15 protein-coding genes are annotated in these 16,000 nt (G+C 31.4%); 9 read left to right on the top strand and 6 right to left on the bottom strand.

Translation table 11 applies throughout. From position 1 onward, the window contains the following. Positions 1 to 8: 8 nt before the first annotated feature. The gene (gene acs / locus DPIF8902391_RS07430) at positions 9 to 1,916 is read right to left on the bottom strand and encodes an acetate--CoA ligase (protein WP_172505457.1); all 1,908 of its coding nucleotides are present in this window, start codon (positions 1,914 to 1,916) and stop codon (positions 9 to 11) included. Between the two features lie 630 nt (positions 1,917 to 2,546). On the opposite strand from acs, the gene DPIF8902391_RS07425 reads away from it, so the two are divergent. Together DPIF8902391_RS07425 and DPIF8902391_RS07420 are read left to right on the top strand one after the other, a co-directional pair. Beyond that, the gene (locus DPIF8902391_RS07425) at positions 2,547 to 3,479 is read left to right on the top strand and encodes a helix-turn-helix domain-containing protein (RefSeq protein WP_172505456.1); all 933 of its coding nucleotides are present in this window, start codon (positions 2,547 to 2,549) and stop codon (positions 3,477 to 3,479) included. Further along, complete coding sequence (locus tag DPIF8902391_RS07420; RefSeq protein WP_262886454.1) at positions 3,476 to 4,246, top strand: sulfite exporter TauE/SafE family protein; 771 nt, start codon at positions 3,476 to 3,478, stop codon at positions 4,244 to 4,246. The genes DPIF8902391_RS07425 and DPIF8902391_RS07420 overlap by 4 nt, the downstream gene beginning before the upstream one ends. A gap of 13 nt (positions 4,247 to 4,259) precedes the next feature. Here DPIF8902391_RS07420 and DPIF8902391_RS07415 read toward each other — a convergent pair whose 3' ends face one another. Together DPIF8902391_RS07415 and DPIF8902391_RS07410 are read right to left on the bottom strand one after the other, a co-directional pair. Next, positions 4,260 to 6,044 (bottom strand): cytochrome-c peroxidase, encoded by a 1,785-nt coding sequence (locus DPIF8902391_RS07415; protein ID WP_172505454.1) that lies wholly within the window; start codon positions 6,042 to 6,044, stop codon positions 4,260 to 4,262. Between the two features lie 25 nt (positions 6,045 to 6,069). Then, positions 6,070 to 7,617 carry a PhoX family protein gene (locus DPIF8902391_RS07410; protein WP_172505453.1) on the bottom strand — a complete coding sequence of 516 codons (1,548 nt, stop codon included), beginning with the start codon at positions 7,615 to 7,617 and terminating at the stop codon, positions 6,070 to 6,072. Between the two features lie 248 nt (positions 7,618 to 7,865). On the opposite strand from DPIF8902391_RS07410, the gene DPIF8902391_RS07405 reads away from it, so the two are divergent. After that, complete coding sequence (locus DPIF8902391_RS07405) at positions 7,866 to 8,681, top strand: TerC family protein (protein ID WP_172505452.1); 816 nt, start codon at positions 7,866 to 7,868, stop codon at positions 8,679 to 8,681. 88 nt (positions 8,682 to 8,769) lie between these two features. Here DPIF8902391_RS07405 and DPIF8902391_RS07400 read toward each other — a convergent pair whose 3' ends face one another. Next, entirely contained in the window at positions 8,770 to 9,240 is a 471-nt protein-coding gene (locus DPIF8902391_RS07400) for a Dps family protein (RefSeq protein ID WP_101915131.1), read from the bottom strand. Between the two features lie 138 nt (positions 9,241 to 9,378). Here DPIF8902391_RS07400 and DPIF8902391_RS07395 point away from each other — a divergent pair, with 138 nt between their 5' ends. Further along, positions 9,379 to 10,320, top strand: a complete 942-nt coding sequence (locus DPIF8902391_RS07395) for a LysR family transcriptional regulator (RefSeq protein WP_172505466.1) — start codon at positions 9,379 to 9,381, stop codon at positions 10,318 to 10,320. Between the two features lie 59 nt (positions 10,321 to 10,379). Here the strand turns inward: DPIF8902391_RS07395 and DPIF8902391_RS07390 are convergent, their stop codons facing one another. Continuing rightward, a complete protein-coding gene (locus tag DPIF8902391_RS07390; RefSeq protein WP_172505451.1) occupies positions 10,380 to 12,272 on the bottom strand; it encodes a SulP family inorganic anion transporter in 1,893 nt (630 codons plus the stop codon). Between the two features lie 171 nt (positions 12,273 to 12,443). Between DPIF8902391_RS07390 and pyrR the strand changes: the two genes are divergently transcribed. Genes pyrR through DPIF8902391_RS07365 form a run of 5 tightly spaced genes read left to right on the top strand, consistent with a single transcriptional unit; the run spans position 12,444 to position 15,591 of the window. Beyond that, complete coding sequence (gene pyrR, locus DPIF8902391_RS07385; protein ID WP_058885490.1) at positions 12,444 to 13,007, top strand: bifunctional pyr operon transcriptional regulator/uracil phosphoribosyltransferase PyrR; 564 nt, start codon at positions 12,444 to 12,446, stop codon at positions 13,005 to 13,007. Positions 13,008 to 13,019: 12 nt separating this feature from the next. Next, the gene (locus DPIF8902391_RS07380; protein ID WP_101931161.1) at positions 13,020 to 13,952 is read left to right on the top strand and encodes an aspartate carbamoyltransferase catalytic subunit; all 933 of its coding nucleotides are present in this window, start codon (positions 13,020 to 13,022) and stop codon (positions 13,950 to 13,952) included. A gap of 8 nt (positions 13,953 to 13,960) precedes the next feature. Continuing rightward, entirely contained in the window at positions 13,961 to 14,293 is a 333-nt protein-coding gene (locus tag DPIF8902391_RS07375) for a hypothetical protein (protein WP_172505450.1), read from the top strand. 35 nt (positions 14,294 to 14,328) lie between these two features. Next, entirely contained in the window at positions 14,329 to 14,646 is a 318-nt protein-coding gene (locus DPIF8902391_RS07370) for a T9SS type A sorting domain-containing protein (protein WP_058885493.1), read from the top strand. Then, positions 14,647 to 15,591 (top strand): ribonuclease Z, encoded by a 945-nt coding sequence (locus tag DPIF8902391_RS07365; RefSeq protein ID WP_058885494.1) that lies wholly within the window; start codon positions 14,647 to 14,649, stop codon positions 15,589 to 15,591. On the opposite strand, the gene DPIF8902391_RS07360 is transcribed toward DPIF8902391_RS07365, so the two are convergent. Beyond that, positions 15,588 to 15,935 carry a CoA-binding protein gene (locus DPIF8902391_RS07360; protein WP_198912921.1) on the bottom strand — a complete coding sequence of 116 codons (348 nt, stop codon included), beginning with the start codon at positions 15,933 to 15,935 and terminating at the stop codon, positions 15,588 to 15,590. The two genes, DPIF8902391_RS07365 and DPIF8902391_RS07360, sit on opposite strands and share 4 nt — an antisense overlap. Between the last annotated feature and the right edge of the window lie 65 nt (positions 15,936 to 16,000).

Below are 16,000 nucleotides of genomic sequence, written 5' to 3'. Positions count from 1 at the left end.
ATATTTAGCTACAATCTTTTATCAATAATGCTTTGCACAATTTCAGGATTTAATAAGGTAGAAACATCGCCTAAATTATCTAATTCGTTATGTGCAATTTTTCGCAAGATACGACGCATTATTTTACCTGATCGTGTTTTTGGTAATCCTATTGTAAATTGAATTTTTTGTAACTTCGCAATAGGCCCTATGTGTTCGGTTATAATCTGATTGATTTCTTTACGTAAATTATCATGATCTCTTCCTTCACCAACATCTTTTAAAATTACATAGCCATACAGCGCATTTCCTTTTACTTTATGCGGAAAACCAACAATAGCACTTTCTGCTACCGCAGGATGTTCATTTATGGCATCTTCAATTGGTGCTGTTCCTAAATTATGCCCCGAAACAATAATTACATCATCTACTCTACCTGTAATTCTGTAATATCCAACCTCATCACGCAAAGCGCCATCTCCTGTAAAATAAACATCTTTAAAAGCTGAAAAATAGGTTTCTTTATATCTTTGATGATTTCCCCAAATAGTTCTAGCCATACTTGGCCACGGATATTTTATACATAAACGTCCATCAACTTGATTTCCTTTTATTTCCTCGCCTTTTTCATCCATCAAAGCTAATTGAATTCCTGGTAATGGTAAAGTTGCATACGTTGGTTTTGTTGGGGTAATATATGGTAATGGTGAAATCATCATTCCACCAGTTTCTGTTTGCCACCAAGTATCAACAATAGGACTTTTTTTCTTTCCTACATTATCGTTATACCAATGCCAAGCTTCTTCATTAATAGGCTCTCCAACGGTTCCTAATACTTTTAATGATGATAAATTATAAGCATCAACAAAATCTAATTTTTCTTTTACCAAAGCTCTAATCGCTGTTGGAGCGGTATAAAATTGATTGATTTTATGTTTTTCTATAATTTCCCAAAAACGACCAAAATCAGGATAACTTGGTACGCCTTCAAATAATACGGTAGTTGCGCCATTTGCTAACGGACCATATACAATATAACTGTGTCCTGTAATCCAACCGATATCGGCGGTACACCAATACACATCGTTTTCTTTGTAATTGAATACATTTTTAAAAGTATAAGCTGTATAAATCATGTAGCCCGCAGTAGTATGTAACATTCCTTTCGGACTACCTGTTGAACCTGAAGTATATAAAATAAATAACGGATCTTCTGCATCCATTATTTCAGGTTCGCAAATTTCTGAAGCTTCGTCTAATAAAGGTTGTAACCATGTATCACGACCTTCTTTCATTTCAACAGTTACGTTTGTTCTTTTTACGACCAAAGCAGTATGTATACATTCACAATCGTTTAATGCTTCATCTACAATTTCTTTTAAATCGATTGTTTTTGTACCCCGAAAAGAACCATCCGAAGTAATTACCAATTTAGCTTCACAATCATTTATTCTTGTTGATAAAGCTGTTGCTGAAAACCCTGCAAAAACTACCGAATGTACCGCCCCTATTCTGGCACAAGCTAATACTGAAATTGCCAATTCAGGAATCATCGGTAGGTAGATACAAACTCTATCTCCTTTTTTAATGCCATTATCTTTTAAAACATTGGCTAATTTACAAACTCTTTTATGTAATTCTTTATAGGAAATATGTTCTGCTACTTCATCAGGATTATTCGGCTCAAATAATATGGCTGTTTTATCGCCTCTTATTTGCAAATGTCTGTCGATACAATTTTCTGTAATATTTAATTTAGCACCTTCAAACCATTTTATTGCAGGTTTTGAAAAATCATATGTTAAAACGGTGTTCCATTTTTTTCGCCATACAAAATGCTCTTCGGCTATTTCCTCCCAAAATAATGCTGGGTTTCGTACCGATTTTCTATAAACTTGAAAATATTCTTCTAAATTTTTAATATGATAACTACTCATAGCCTTGCTTCTTTTTTGTTAAAAATAAGCGTTTTAGATAAAAAAAGCTAACATTTTTAAAAGCTACGGAATATTTTATTTTTTACAGCTGATTAAATTTGTTCTAAAAAAGCTTGACAGTGATAAAAAAATAAAATTACGCAATTATACCTCGTTTTTAAAGATGTTTATAACTTTATCATAACAACACTTTAGAAAACTCTAAAAATGAATTAAACATACATTAAAAAGCCTTTTATTTTTTTTGGTTTTGATAAAAAAAGAGGAAATTGTGTATGCAGTTTCTTTTCAAAATAATTTCTTAACAATAACTTTATTTTAAAATTAAAAAGATAACAATAACAAAAACAGAAGATAAACTAATTAAGCTAACTTTAGTATTATTAAAATACCAATAAAAAAAATGAAAAATTAACAGCGTAAAATAATCCCCCCCTAATTAATTTAACCTAAGAAATCAATGATACACAATAATTTAATTGTTTAAAGATACTCAAAGAGCAACAATAATTATTGAACAATCGTACTTATAGATTGAACGATTGCATTAATTATTTAAACAATATTACTCTCTATAATGATTTAGATCATTGTAGAGATTGATTTCTTTAAAAAAATATTTAAAACACTATGAAATCCCTTCTTCAACATCTTAAAACAAGAGAACTTATTTCGTTTATTGAAAATAAAACGACCTACACTTCTCCCTACGCCGAATTAACTATTTTTAAAACGGATAAAATTACTAAAAATATTTTTTTAGATTTCGATGCTCCTATTATTGCTAGCATCATAACAGGTAAAGCAATTATGTATTTTGAAAAAACAATGCCATTCTCTTTTATCCACGGAGAAACATTAATAATTCCTGAAGAAAATAGTGTACGTATTGATTTTCCTGAAGCTTCAGAGCTTAATCCAACAGTATGTTTAGGGTTGGTTATTGACCCGAATAAAATAAATGATGTTATTTCTAATTTTAACGAAACAACTGTTATTAAAAGAGAAAATAATAATTGGGATTTTAAAAAGAAAGCCGCACATTTAAAGAACAATATCGAAATAGATATTCTTGTGAAAAAAATTACAGATACCTTTATTAAAGATACAAAATCAAAAGATGCTTTATTAAACCTGATGATTCAAGAATTGATTATTCGATTACTACAAAGTAAAGCACGCAAACTTATTTTAAGAAAAGTAAACGATAATTTTAGTGATGCCCGTATAAGCTATGCTGTTAAATACATTCAAGACAATTTAACCAAAAGTAATTTAACGCTAGACAAAGTTGCTGAAAAAGCCTGTATGAGTAAATCTCATTTTTTCAAGAAATTTAAAAGCACTTTAGGTATTACTCCTGTTGATTATATCAATTCTGAAAAAATTAAATTTGCTAAAAAACTGATTAAGAAAAGCCCTAACCAAAATATTTCTGATATCGCTTATAAAGCAGGTTTTAATAATGTAACCTATTTTAATCGTCTTTTTAAAAAGAACGAACTACTAACACCTCAACAATTTAAGATATCTTTGTCAAAAATAACGGCATATAACTATTGATACTACTCCTTGATACTTTTTTTTTAAACTGGCAGCTGCTGTTGCTTTTTTTTGGGATTGCTATGCTATACGCTTCTGTTGGTTTTGGAGGTGGTTCTAGTTATTTAGCAGTATTAGTACTTACTGGCATTGCCTATTCACAAATAAGAGCCACCTCATTACTTTGTAATATTGTGGTAGTATTTAGCAATGTAGTATTCTTTCAAAAAGAAAAGTTAATACATTGGAAAAAAATAAGCCCCTTGGTTTTTTGTAGTGTTCCGATGGCTTTTTTAGGTGGTTTTATCAAAATAAATCAAACAGTATTTTTCATTATTTTAGGAATTACATTATTTATTGCTTCGCTTATTATGTGGTTTTCAAACACTACTACTAACTACAAAAAGCAGTATAAAACAAGTAACTACAAAAATGCAAGTTATGGAGCTGTTATCGGTTTTATTTCGGGGATGATAGGGATTGGTGGCGGTATTTTCTTAGCGCCTTTATTACATTTAACTCATTGGGATACTCCTAAAAAAATTGCCGCAACAGCAAGTGTTTTTATTTTAGTAAATTCTATTGCCGGGCTAATTGGACAGTCGTTAAATGCTCGTTTTGCTATTGATTGGCATCTAACAAGTCTTTTATTAATTAGCGTAGCTATTGGCGGACAAATTGGGCAGCGAAGTAGTCATAAATTACTAAATCCGATGCAATTAAAAAAGGCAACCGCTATTCTGATTGCCTTTGTAAGTATTCGAATTTTAATAAAATATTTGTTTTAATTTCTTTTAAATATTACTGATCTGTCAAAGTTTTCATAAAATCAATTACTTGTGAAATTTCTTTTTTTGATAAACTTAAACTATCAAAAGGCAAGGTTTGATATTCACTCTCAAAACCTAAACCAGCACCGCCGCCTTTATTATAAAAATCCATCACCTCATCTAAAGTTTTATAAACGCCATTGTGCATATATGGCGCTGTTTTACCTATATTTCTAACAGTTGGTGTTTTAAAGAAATGTTTACGTTCAGCAGTTTTATACAAATTATATCTTCCTAAATCAGAAGATATTTTAGGATTTATAGTATCCGTAGATTCTGGAACACCTATAAATTCTAACTCGGTATCTTTGTAGTTAGGCGGCACTGTTCCATTAAAAAGAGGTGGAAAATGACACGACGCACACAATGCTTTTCCCATAAATAAATTAAAGCCTTTTTTTTCATCCGAAGTTAAGGTTTGTTCTTCATTTCTAATATTTTTATCAAATTTAGAATTAAACGTATTCAAGGTTCTTATATAAGATGCAATTGCATGACGTATATTAAAATCGATTCTTTTATTACCGTATAAAGTCGCTAGTGAGTTTTTGTAATTTTTATTTTTGAAAACACGCTGTACTACCGAATCCATCGACATATTAAACTCATTATGATTTTTTACAACGCCAATAACCTGCCCTTCTAAACTACCTGCTCTGGCATCCATAAAAAAACTTCTTTGGTAAGCAGCATAGGTTAAAGTTGGGCTATTTCTTGTTTGATTTTTATTGAATTTTTTTCGACCATCGGTAAAAGCCAATTCTTTAACATGACAAGTTGCACACGCCATATCGTACTTTTTAGAAAGCGATGTATCGTTAAATAATTGCTTACCAAAAACTATTTTTTCGGCAATTTTAGTGGTATCGCTTAAATGATCAGAAAAGTAATTTATATTTAATGTTTTATCAGAAAAAAGCGTTGACATATTGTTAGACAGTGCCATTTCAAAAGGATATTTTACCTTCCAATCTTTTTGAATTTCAAGGAGTATTTTTAATTGATTATTGGTGTGATTTTTTATAAAACTAAACCTATCAAAAGTATCAAAATCATGGTTTAAAGCTTTTTGAGCACTTTTTATAGCATCTTCAAATTTATTTAATAATGCTTTTGATTGAAACCTGTTTTCATTGAATTTAATAATAGCAAGCAAAGTTTGATAAGTATATGAACTCTCTACTAATGATTGATTTAAAACAGGCGAATCAAAACCTGTAATACCTGTAGTGGCTATTCTGGTAATTTGATCTCTTAACAACCACATTACGTGATATCCTTTTAACTTTAGTATTGCATTTTTTCGAATTAATTTTAAGCGCGCACTTGTAATATTGATAGCTCTTTTTAAAACTTCTTCTTCGCTATTTTCATCAAAAACAGCTTCTTCTATAACCTGAAAACCTATCGGATTTACAATACGAGTATCATTACTTGCCTCGCCATGAACCCCAATAATATTTGGCGCATTTAACGACTTGTAATTGTCTTTATCAGAAAAAGCTAAAATTGGTTCTGATAATTTAAAATATTTTCGAGCTAAAATATAGTGTTTTTGTTGTGCTTTTGTTGATTTGAATTCCATGCTATCTAAATTTTCAATAGCTTTAGAAAGATGACTCAAATATAATTTTTTAACAGTGTCAGAAAATTCAGTAATTGAAGAATATTTTTCTGATTTTTGATTGCAGGCTACTACTAAAAGCAAAAGACATACACAAAGGTATGTCTTAGCTTGACCCAATAAGTCTTTCATTTTTTTATTCTTTTTATCCTTTTTTTTATCTTTCTAAACCTGTAATTAAATGTAAAACAGAACCTTCTTTTCTGTTTTCTAAATCGGTATTTGCTTTGGGGTCTGTAAACGAGGTTCCATCGGCAGGTTCCCATCCGTGGTTTTGAGTTGTTACTAAAAATGACGACGTTCCATTGTTTACAATATCGGTAACATCAACCATTCCTGTAATTTCCCAATATTTAGAAGTTCTACCATATCCTAAGCTTGCCGCTCTTTCTTGATCGCATTCTAAAACTGTTTTTACAACACCTGTGTTTAAATTGTATTGATACAATTTAGAATAGCCAACAATAGCCGAATTTACAGCAGCATATCCGTTAGGATCTTCTTGAATATAGGCGTAGTTTTCAGTAACTACAATATTATCAGGAGAATGGAAACCATCGGCTTTTCCTCCTACAATATCAGCATCTAAAACACAGGTAATTTTAGCAGCCCCTGTTGGATCATTTTCATTTAAAACCACTTTATACACACGTCCTAAAATAGCACCTTTACCAACTAAACCTGGTTTGTTACGCCCTGTTACTGCAAAATAAATTTCTCGGTTATTTGCTGCTGAACCTCTTCGCCAATCAATATCTTCTAACCTAGAAAACCCCATAACACCTTTGGTTTTACACTCGGCATCTAAAGCAGCAATTTCTCTTTCTTCTAATTCCACAAATTTTGCATCGTACGAAGTTCCTTGTTTCATATCTACTTCATAAGAAACATTAGCTGAAGTTACTTTTAAACCATATAATTTTCCACCTTCTAAATCACCTCTATTACCAACATACATTCCTAGTTGCCCTGAAGGGATTTCGTTATTTGCATTATCATCTCCAATAAAAGCAACAGTTTTATCAGCATAGGCATCTTTACCAATAACCACCGCATTTTCAGTAGACCATTGCCCCATTGCCGTTAGCATTTTACCCGTACTTGCTTGGGATGCTGATTTATAAGGATCGGTAACAAAAACACCTTTTGATGCGCCCCCCCATTCACCTCCTGATAAATATAAAGGACCAAAACCATGCTCTCCAGGTGTAATCATAGACCCTGAACATTGTGCTGTTTCGCCTGTTGCCGTTGCATTTAAAATATATTCAGCTGCAAATGGTCTTAAATTTTTGTTTAATTTAATTCTGGCAATCGCATAATCTGCTTCAATATTATTAATTAAAGTAAAAGTACCATCTACCTCAGGTAATAAACCAGAACCATCTGCCATAGAACCGTACACGAAGTTTGGCGAATTAGGAATTACATCTTCTGATGATAATATTGGCGTAATTTTTAAGCCAACAAAATCACTGGTTACTTTTAAAAAATTTGGCGTTTTAGATGCTGTTAAAGGCGTTATAGCATCAGAACCATCTGTACCGTTAGTTCCGTTTGTTCCATCTGTACCATTGGTTCCGTCCGTTCCGTTTACTCCGTCAATACCGTTGGTTCCGTCAACAGGTGTTTCACACGAGGTGAACGTTGTAAAACTAATTGAAATTACTAACAAAGCAAATATGCTCAATTTTAAATTTTTCATTATTATACTTTTTTTTAAGTTTTTTTTTGATGTTACAAATTAAAGGCGCGTTTGTAAAAGTTATAGGCTTCCTGTTTTATTAGCACATCATTAAAAGATGAATTTTATTAAGAGAACTTAAATAATTAGATTTGTTCTAAATAAATAACACAGCTGTTCAGTATTACATATCTTATTTTAAAACACTTTTAGCTTCAATTGTTTATTGATATATTTGACACTATAAAATCAATTAATTTTAAACCATTATGCTAGGAATTCTTTTTACGTTATTAATGCTAATTTTATTACAAGCCGTTTTAGGGTTTGATAATTTATTATATATTTCTTTAGAATCTAAAAAAGCCCCGCAAGCGGATAGAAAAAGAGTTCGAAAAGTGGGTATTTTAATCGCCATTGTTTTAAGAATTGTATTGCTATTTGTTTTAGTCTCTATTATTGATTTCTTTCAAGATCCTTTTTCATTTTTAACAGGAGGAATTAAAGACATCATACATTTTGCATTTAACGGACACAGTATTATTGTATTACTTGGTGGTGGATTTATACTTTACACAGCAATAAAAGAAATATGGCATATGATTGGAAGCAACGATTTAGCTCATGATATTGAAGGTGGAAAAAGTGCAAAATCATCCAATGCCGTTATTACAAGTATTGTTATTATGAATTTAGTCTTTTCTTTTGATTCTATTTTAGCTGCAATTGGGCTTACTAGCGAAATTAAAAACAGCACCACCGCCTTTATTGTTATGGCAATTGCCATTGTTATCAGCGGATTATTAATGCTTATTATGGCTGATAAAATCTCTACATTTTTAGCTAAAAACCGTATGTACGAGGTTTTAGGCTTATTTATTCTTTTTATCGTAGGAATTATGCTAGTTACCGAAGGCGGACATTTAGCGCATTTAAAGTTGTTTGGAAACGAAATTGTTCCGATGAGTAAAACAACCTTCTATTTTGTATTGGCAATTTTAATTATTGTAGATGTTGTACAAGGACGTTATCAGAAAAAAATATTAGCAGAAAATACCGTACATATTTCTGAAGATAAAAAATAATTTTAAAATTATATTCATAAAAAAAGGCAATCATTTACGATTGCCTTTTTTTATTTTTAAGAAGTTTTTTACTGTGTTTTAGTGAATTCTATCCTAACCAAGCGTTTAACATCCACATTGTTTTTTCTTGCTCTGCGATAAAATCACTCATCATTGAATTTGTTCCTTCATCATTTGCATCATCAGAAATGGCTAAAATAGCACGCTCTATTTTTAATAATTCCGCCAACGAATCAACCACTAAAGCCACTGCTTTTTCATCATTTGAAATATCTTTTCCTATTGATACTGTTGCTAATTTTATATAATCATCAAACGTATGTAAAGGTGTTCCTTGTAAGGTTAATATTCTTTCGGCAATTAAATCAACCTTTTCTTGTGCATCGGTATATAATTCTTCAAATTTAACATGTAACTCAAAAAAACTTTTTCCTTTAATATTCCAATGTAAACCTCTTACATTTTGATAATACACTTGAAAATTAGCCAATAATGTATTTAATTCTGTTACTAATTGTATTGATTTTTTACTGTCTAAACCTAAAACTGTTGTGCTCATCGTATTTTTTTTTAGTATTATTATTTATATCTTATTGTTAATCTGTTATTTTGATACTTCAAAAGTACAGGTAAATAATTGTCAAAAACTATAAAGGTTATTGATAGTTTTAATATCTTTATCAAAAAAACTGATACAATGACCATCACGCAATTAAAATACACCCTTGCTGTAGCTGAATATAAAAATTTTACCATCGCCGCTGAACACTGTTTTGTTACTCAGCCTACTTTAAGTATGCAAATTCAAAAATTAGAAGACGAATTAGATGCTAAAATATTTAATCGTTCAAAAAAACCCATTGAATTAACACAAGTTGGTTTAAAAATTATAGCACAGGCGAAAATTATTGTAGATGAAAGCAGTCGTATTAAAGACATCGTGCATCAGCAAAAAGGCTTTATAGGTGGCGAATTTAAATTGGGGATTATCCCAACGATTATGCCTACATTATTGCCAATGTTTTTAAAAACATTCAGTAAAAAGTACCCGAAAGTTCAATTAATTATTGAAGAATTAACCACCGAAGAAATTATCAGAAAATTAAACGACGGGCATATTGATGCTGCTTTAGCCGCTACACCGCTTGAAAACGAAGCTATAAAAGAGCGTGTTTTATACTACGAGCCTTTTGTAGGATTGATTCCTGACGAACATCGCTTATTTAAAAAGAAGAAAATTAAAGTAGAAGATTTAGATGTTGATGATATTTTATTATTAGAAGACGGGCATTGTTTTAAAAACAGCATAATCAATTTATGTAGAACCCATAAAAAGAATTCGGCACAAGGTTTTCAATTACAAAGCGGTAGTTTCGATACGCTAATTAAATTATCAAAAGACGGCTTAGGGATGACTTTATTGCCTTATTTAAACACCCTTGATTTGAATGAAAAAGACAGCAAAAATTTAAGAGAATTTGAAACACCGCCACCCGCAAGAGAAGTGAGTTTAATTTATCATAAATCGCAGCTTAAAATGCAATTAATTGAAGCCTTAAATAAAACAATCGATAGCGTGGTAAGAGGTGCAATTGCCTTTAACGATGTTCAGATAATTAGCCCAATTCAGAAGATGTAAAATTATAATCAAAAAAATCCCGCAAACAATTGCGGGATTTTTATGTTTAAAATACTAGATTAAAATTTATATTCCGATAAAGGCTTCGGAAATGCTTCTGGATTTTCTGCTAAATGATAACGAGGGTCATCAACATCTTCAATAATTACATTTTTAAAAGTATCACTAGCCTTATACATTAACACTTTACAATCTTCACTTAAGTGTTTTAATTTGATTGTTTTTCCTGCGGCTTGGTATTTTTCAACCAATAAAAACAAGGCTTCTAAAGCCGAATGATCTGAAATTCGCGATTCTACAAAATCAATTTCTACATTTTCAGGATCATTTTTAATATCAAACTTATCGTTAAATTCGGTAATACTTCCGAAGAATAAAGGTCCCCAAATTTCGTACACTCTTGTTCCATCGGCTTTTAAACGTTTTCTAGCTCTAATTTTCTTAGCGCTCGACCAAGCAAATGATAATGCCGAAATAATAACCCCTACAAATACGGCAATTGCCAAATCAAAAAATACCGTTACCGCCGATACAATAATTAAAACAAAAGCATCCGAAGCAGGTATTTTTTTCATAATTCGAAAACTCGACCATGCAAAAGTTTCAATAACCATCATAAACATTACCCCTACTAATGCCGCAATTGGCACTTGCTCAATGTATTTATCAGCAAATAAAATAAAGGTTAATAAGGTTAACGACATCATTACTCCCGATAAACGCCCACGTCCGCCTGCGTTAATATTAATTACCGTTTGCCCAATCATACCGCAACCTCCAGTACCACCAAATAAACCACTAACCATGTTTCCTGCTCCTTGAGCGATACATTCTTTATTTCCGTTTCCTCTAGTTTCTGTTAATTCATCTACTAAATTCATGGTCATTAAGGTTTCAATTAAACCAACCGATGCTGCTAAAAATGCATACGGTGCAATAAATTTTAAGGTTTCTAAATTGAAGGGTAAATTACTCCAAAGTTCTAAAACGTTTAAGTTTTTTGATAGCTCTGCTATTCCATTTAAACCTGCTCCGCCTCCATCTCTAATAAAATCACCTACGTTTATAGCGCTTAATCCGCTAAAAATTGAAATTAAGGTAACAATTAAAATTGCAGTTAAAGCCGCAGGAATTTTTGTAGTAATTTTTGGCAATCCCCAAACAATAAACATGGTTAATAAAACCAAACCAATCATTATATAAAGCTTTTCGCCTTGCATTGCCGATTTTACAACACCAGAATCTTTAACCGAATAAAAACCGTCTTCTTTTACATTGAAAATAACTTTTTTGGTTGTCGGATTAAAAACCTGCCCATCAGAAATAATAAAATCTGCTGATTTTGTTTGATTATTTATAACCGACGTATCTTTTATCGTATATAAAACAGTACCCGATAAAACATCTTTTACTTCATTATTGTTTACATTATAAACCAGTTCTTTAGATGTTGTTTTACGCTTGTTCTGCCCAAAAAAATCTTTGGTATTTTCGGTAAACATTCCTAATTGCGCCATAAAAATAACAATGGCAAGTCCGTTTACAAACCCCATCATTACTGGGTGTGGTATTAACCGGACAAACTTACCGAGCTTAAAAACACCCGCAAATATTTGTATAATCCCCATTAAAACCACGGCGGCGAGTAAATAAAAATACCCCATGTTTTCGACAGGGTTTTCAAATAATAAGCCTTTGGCGTGTCCTTCTTGAATCATGTGCACAAAAATAACAGCTACTGCTCCTGCTGCTCCTGAAATTAACCCTGGGCGTCCACCAAAAACAGCGGAAATTATTCCTACTACAAAAGCCCCAAACAATGCCACAATTGGGCTAATTTGAGCAACAAAGGCAAAGGCAACGACTTCGGGAATCATTGCTAAAGAAACCGTAATACCCGCTAAAGCATCGTCTTTTATGTTAAGTTTCTTATTTTTAAGGTATTTCATCATAATTATATCCGTTTTGCTAAATTTTTTCTAAAAGATGGCAAATGTAAAGATAATTTTATTCATATAGTTTTATGTTTGTTTAAGTTTAATTTTGCTTAACTTTAATTTTGTTCACTTAATTTTTTACTTTATTTTTGACGCTCAACTATCAAGCCAATTTGGTAGCAAATCATGAGCAGGAAAACACTACTTACTTCAAAAGAAATTGAAATCATTCTGCATCGATTAGCCTGTGAGTTAATCGAAAATCACAACGATTTTTCTAATACCGTTTTAATAGGATTACAACCAAGAGGAAGTTATTTGGCAAAACGATTAGCAAAATTGTTAACGGATGATTATCAAATTAAAAATTTACAATTAGGGCTTTTAGACATTACTTTTTATCGAGATGATTTTCGACGAAGAGATGCTCCTTTAGAAGCTACATCAACAGAAATTGACTTTTTAATCGAAAATAAAAAAGTGGTTATTATTGATGATGTGCTTTATTCAGGAAGAAGTGTCCGAAGTGCTTTAACAGCAATTCAATCGTACGGGCGACCAGATAATATTGAGTTACTGGTACTTATTGACCGCCGTTTTAGCCGTCATTTACCAATTCAACCTAATTATAGAGGACGACAAGTAGATGCCATTAATGAAGAAAAAGTGGTGGTTAACTGGCAAGAAACTCATGAAAAAGACACCATTTACTTAGAAACTAAGCCTACCAAGGTAGACTCGCAATTATAAAACAAAACGACGATGAAGCAGTTAAGTGTTGAAAATTTATTAGGTATCAAATACCTTAACAAAACTGATTTAGAGCTTATTTTTGAAACTGCTTCTCATTTTAAAGAAGTTATCAACAGACCCATTAAAAAAGTTCCTTCTTTACGAGATATTACCATTGCTAATCTGTTTTTTGAAAATAGTACTCGTACAAAATTATCATTCGAATTAGCTGAAAAACGTTTGTCGGCAGATGTTATTAACTTTTCGGCAGGGCAATCATCCGTAAAAAAAGGAGAAACTTTAATTGACACGGTAAACAATATTTTAGCCATGAAGGTTGATATTGTGGTGATGCGTCATGCAAGCGTTGGAGCAGGAATATTTTTATCAAGGCATGTCGATGCTAAAATTATTAATGCTGGTGATGGAACCCACGAACACCCTACACAGGCACTGTTAGATAGTTTTTCAATGCGAGAGGCTTTAAATAGTAATTTAAAAGGTAAAAAAATTGTTATTGTTGGTGATGTTTTACACTCACGTGTAGCACTTTCTAATATTTTCGCTTTGCAATTACAAGGTGCTGAAGTTAAAGTTTGTGGACCAACTACATTAATTCCTCGATATATTGGTAGCTTAGGTGTTCAAGTAGAAACTGACCTAAAGAAAGCCCTAGAATGGTGTGATGTTGCCAATGTTTTACGTGTACAACACGAACGAATGGACATTAAATATTTCCCTTCAACTAGAGAATATACACAGCTTTTTGGTATTAACAGAGAAATTTTAGATGGGCTTAATAAAGACATCGTTATTATGCACCCAGGACCAATAAACCGTGGTGTTGAACTAACAAGTGATGTTGCCGATAGCAAGCAAGCAATTATTTTAAATCAGGTAGAAAATGGTGTTGCCGTACGTATGGCAGTTATTTATTTACTAGCTCAGCAAATAAAAAGATAATTATTACTATGAAAACTAAAGAAAAAAATAATTATATTTTAATTACTTCTGATGAAAAAAATTTTCAAGATTTTTTCTTAAACTTTGAAAAAGAACACCTTAAGTACATTGACAATCATATTATTATTGAAGTTTTAGGTGATTTTACCAGTTCAAAAGAAAATATTTCACTATTTTTGGAATATGCTGATAAGCATCAAGAAAGTGGCACATCTTTTGTAACTATAGTTAAAGATATAAATATTGATGATTTTCCAGAAACATTTAACATTGTTCCAACTTTAGAGGAGGCACAAGATGTATTATTGATGGAAAATATGCAGCGTGAATTAGGCTTTTAAATAGTTATAATCATTAATTCCTAAAATTAAGATATATGGTAAAAAAAATACTTTTTTTATTTTTATTGGTAACAGTCGCTAGTTTTTCGCAAGAAAAAGAGTTAGATAAACTCGTTGCTTCTCCAAATCCTTTTAGGAATAACACCACTATTTTTATCGATTCAAAAAACAACCAAACCGTATTTTTATCTGTTAAAAATATCCTTGGAAAAACTGTTTTTTATAAAGAAATTAAAATAGAAAGTGGGCGTAATAAAATTCCTTTTGAACGCAACGATTTAAAATCAGGTATGTATATTTACGCTATTCAAAGTAATAAAGAAGTTATTTCTAAACGATTTGTAATTAAATAAATGAGTTTACAGTTAAGTATTTTAGGTTGTCATTCAGCAACTCCCAGAGTAAATTCTCACCCGACATCTCAATATTTAGAAATTAATAACAGTCATTTTTTAATTGATTGTGGCGAGGGTACCCAACGACAAATGCGCAAATATAAAATTGGTTTTTCTAAAATAAACCATATTTTTATTTCTCATTTACACGGCGATCATTTTTTTGGATTAATCGGGCTTGTTTCTACTTTTGGTATTTTAAACCGTGAAAAAGACCTACATATTTACGGGCCTAAAGGAATTAAAGAAATTACCGTTCTTCAATTAAAATTAGCCAAATCGTGGACTAAATACAAGCTGTTTTTTCATGAATTAACATCCACAGAAAGTGAATTAATTTTTGAAGACGATAAAGTTACCGTACATACAATTCCTTTAGATCATCGTGTTTATACCAACGGTTTTTTATTCAAAGAGAAAGAAAAACCACGAAAATTACACATCGGAAATATTGAATTGTACGACGGCGAAATAAATAGAGCCGATTATCATAATATAAAAGCAGGGAAAGATGTTGTTTTATCTTCAGGCGAAATTGTTCCTAATTCAGAATTAACCATTGCTCCAGCAGCAGCAAAAAGCTATGCTTTTTGTAGCGATACCGCCTACAAACCCGATATTGTTCCTATTATTAAAAATGTAGATTTGTTATATCATGAAGCTACCTTTTTAAAAGACAGGGAAGATTTGTGCGAAAAAACAAAGCATTCTACTGCCGAACAAGCCGGAAATATTGCAAAGCAAGCAAGTGTAAAAAAATTAATTATCGGGCATTATTCTAGCAGGTATTCAAATATTGAGGCTTTTAAAGAAGAAGCTCAAACTGTTTTTGAAAATGTTGAACTAGCCGAAGCAGGAAATCAACACAGTACAAATACAGCGCCTTTTAGTATTAAAAATTAATACTGATCGGTAGATAATAACACCAAGGTACAGGCGACTTCATATTCAATTTTATTGGCTAATAAAAGAGCATAAAATTCTTTATTTTCTGTTCCTGGATTAAAAATTACACGCCTAGGTTTTAACGAAATTATATACTCATAATACGCTTTTTGACGCTCAGGGTTTAAATATAATGTAACGGTATCAATAGCAGTAAATGTTGTTTTTTCTGTACCTACAACCACACCTAACACACTACCGCTTCTTAAACCGATAGCCACTACCTCAACCTGTTTGTCAGCCAATCTTTTTATTGCAATATTTGAATATCTTGTAGGATTTAAAGAGGCTCCTATAACCAATGTTTTTTTATCATAAATGTTAATAATTTGTTAAATATAACTAATATATGTAACAAAAACAACTA

The organism is Tenacibaculum finnmarkense genomovar ulcerans (assembly GCF_900239495.1).
In the GTDB taxonomy this organism is placed as follows: domain Bacteria; phylum Bacteroidota; class Bacteroidia; order Flavobacteriales; family Flavobacteriaceae; genus Polaribacter; species Polaribacter ulcerans.
The sequence above is the reverse complement of the archived record's forward strand: the minus strand, read 5'-3'. Positions and strand labels throughout refer to the sequence as shown.

Bases quoted from the DNA above. Each gene is read 5' to 3' on its own strand.
- acs (WP_172505457.1), bottom strand. From the start codon at position 1,916: ATGAGTAGTTATCATATTAAAAATTTAGAAGAATATTTTCAAGTTTAT.
- DPIF8902391_RS07425 (WP_172505456.1), top strand. From the start codon at position 2,547: ATGAAATCCCTTCTTCAACATCTTAAAACAAGAGAACTTATTTCGTTT.
- DPIF8902391_RS07415 (WP_172505454.1), bottom strand. From the start codon at position 6,044: ATGAAAGACTTATTGGGTCAAGCTAAGACATACCTTTGTGTATGTCTT.
- DPIF8902391_RS07410 (WP_172505453.1), bottom strand. From the start codon at position 7,617: ATGAAAAATTTAAAATTGAGCATATTTGCTTTGTTAGTAATTTCAATT.
- DPIF8902391_RS07405 (WP_172505452.1), top strand. From the start codon at position 7,866: ATGCTAGGAATTCTTTTTACGTTATTAATGCTAATTTTATTACAAGCC.
- DPIF8902391_RS07400 (WP_101915131.1), bottom strand. From the start codon at position 9,240: ATGAGCACAACAGTTTTAGGTTTAGACAGTAAAAAATCAATACAATTA.
- DPIF8902391_RS07395 (WP_172505466.1), top strand. From the start codon at position 9,379: ATGACCATCACGCAATTAAAATACACCCTTGCTGTAGCTGAATATAAA.
- DPIF8902391_RS07390 (WP_172505451.1), bottom strand. From the start codon at position 12,272: ATGATGAAATACCTTAAAAATAAGAAACTTAACATAAAAGACGATGCT.
- pyrR (WP_058885490.1), top strand. From the start codon at position 12,444: ATGAGCAGGAAAACACTACTTACTTCAAAAGAAATTGAAATCATTCTG.
- DPIF8902391_RS07380 (WP_101931161.1), top strand. From the start codon at position 13,020: ATGAAGCAGTTAAGTGTTGAAAATTTATTAGGTATCAAATACCTTAAC.
- DPIF8902391_RS07375 (WP_172505450.1), top strand. From the start codon at position 13,961: ATGAAAACTAAAGAAAAAAATAATTATATTTTAATTACTTCTGATGAA.
- DPIF8902391_RS07370 (WP_058885493.1), top strand. From the start codon at position 14,329: ATGGTAAAAAAAATACTTTTTTTATTTTTATTGGTAACAGTCGCTAGT.
- DPIF8902391_RS07365 (WP_058885494.1), top strand. From the start codon at position 14,647: ATGAGTTTACAGTTAAGTATTTTAGGTTGTCATTCAGCAACTCCCAGA.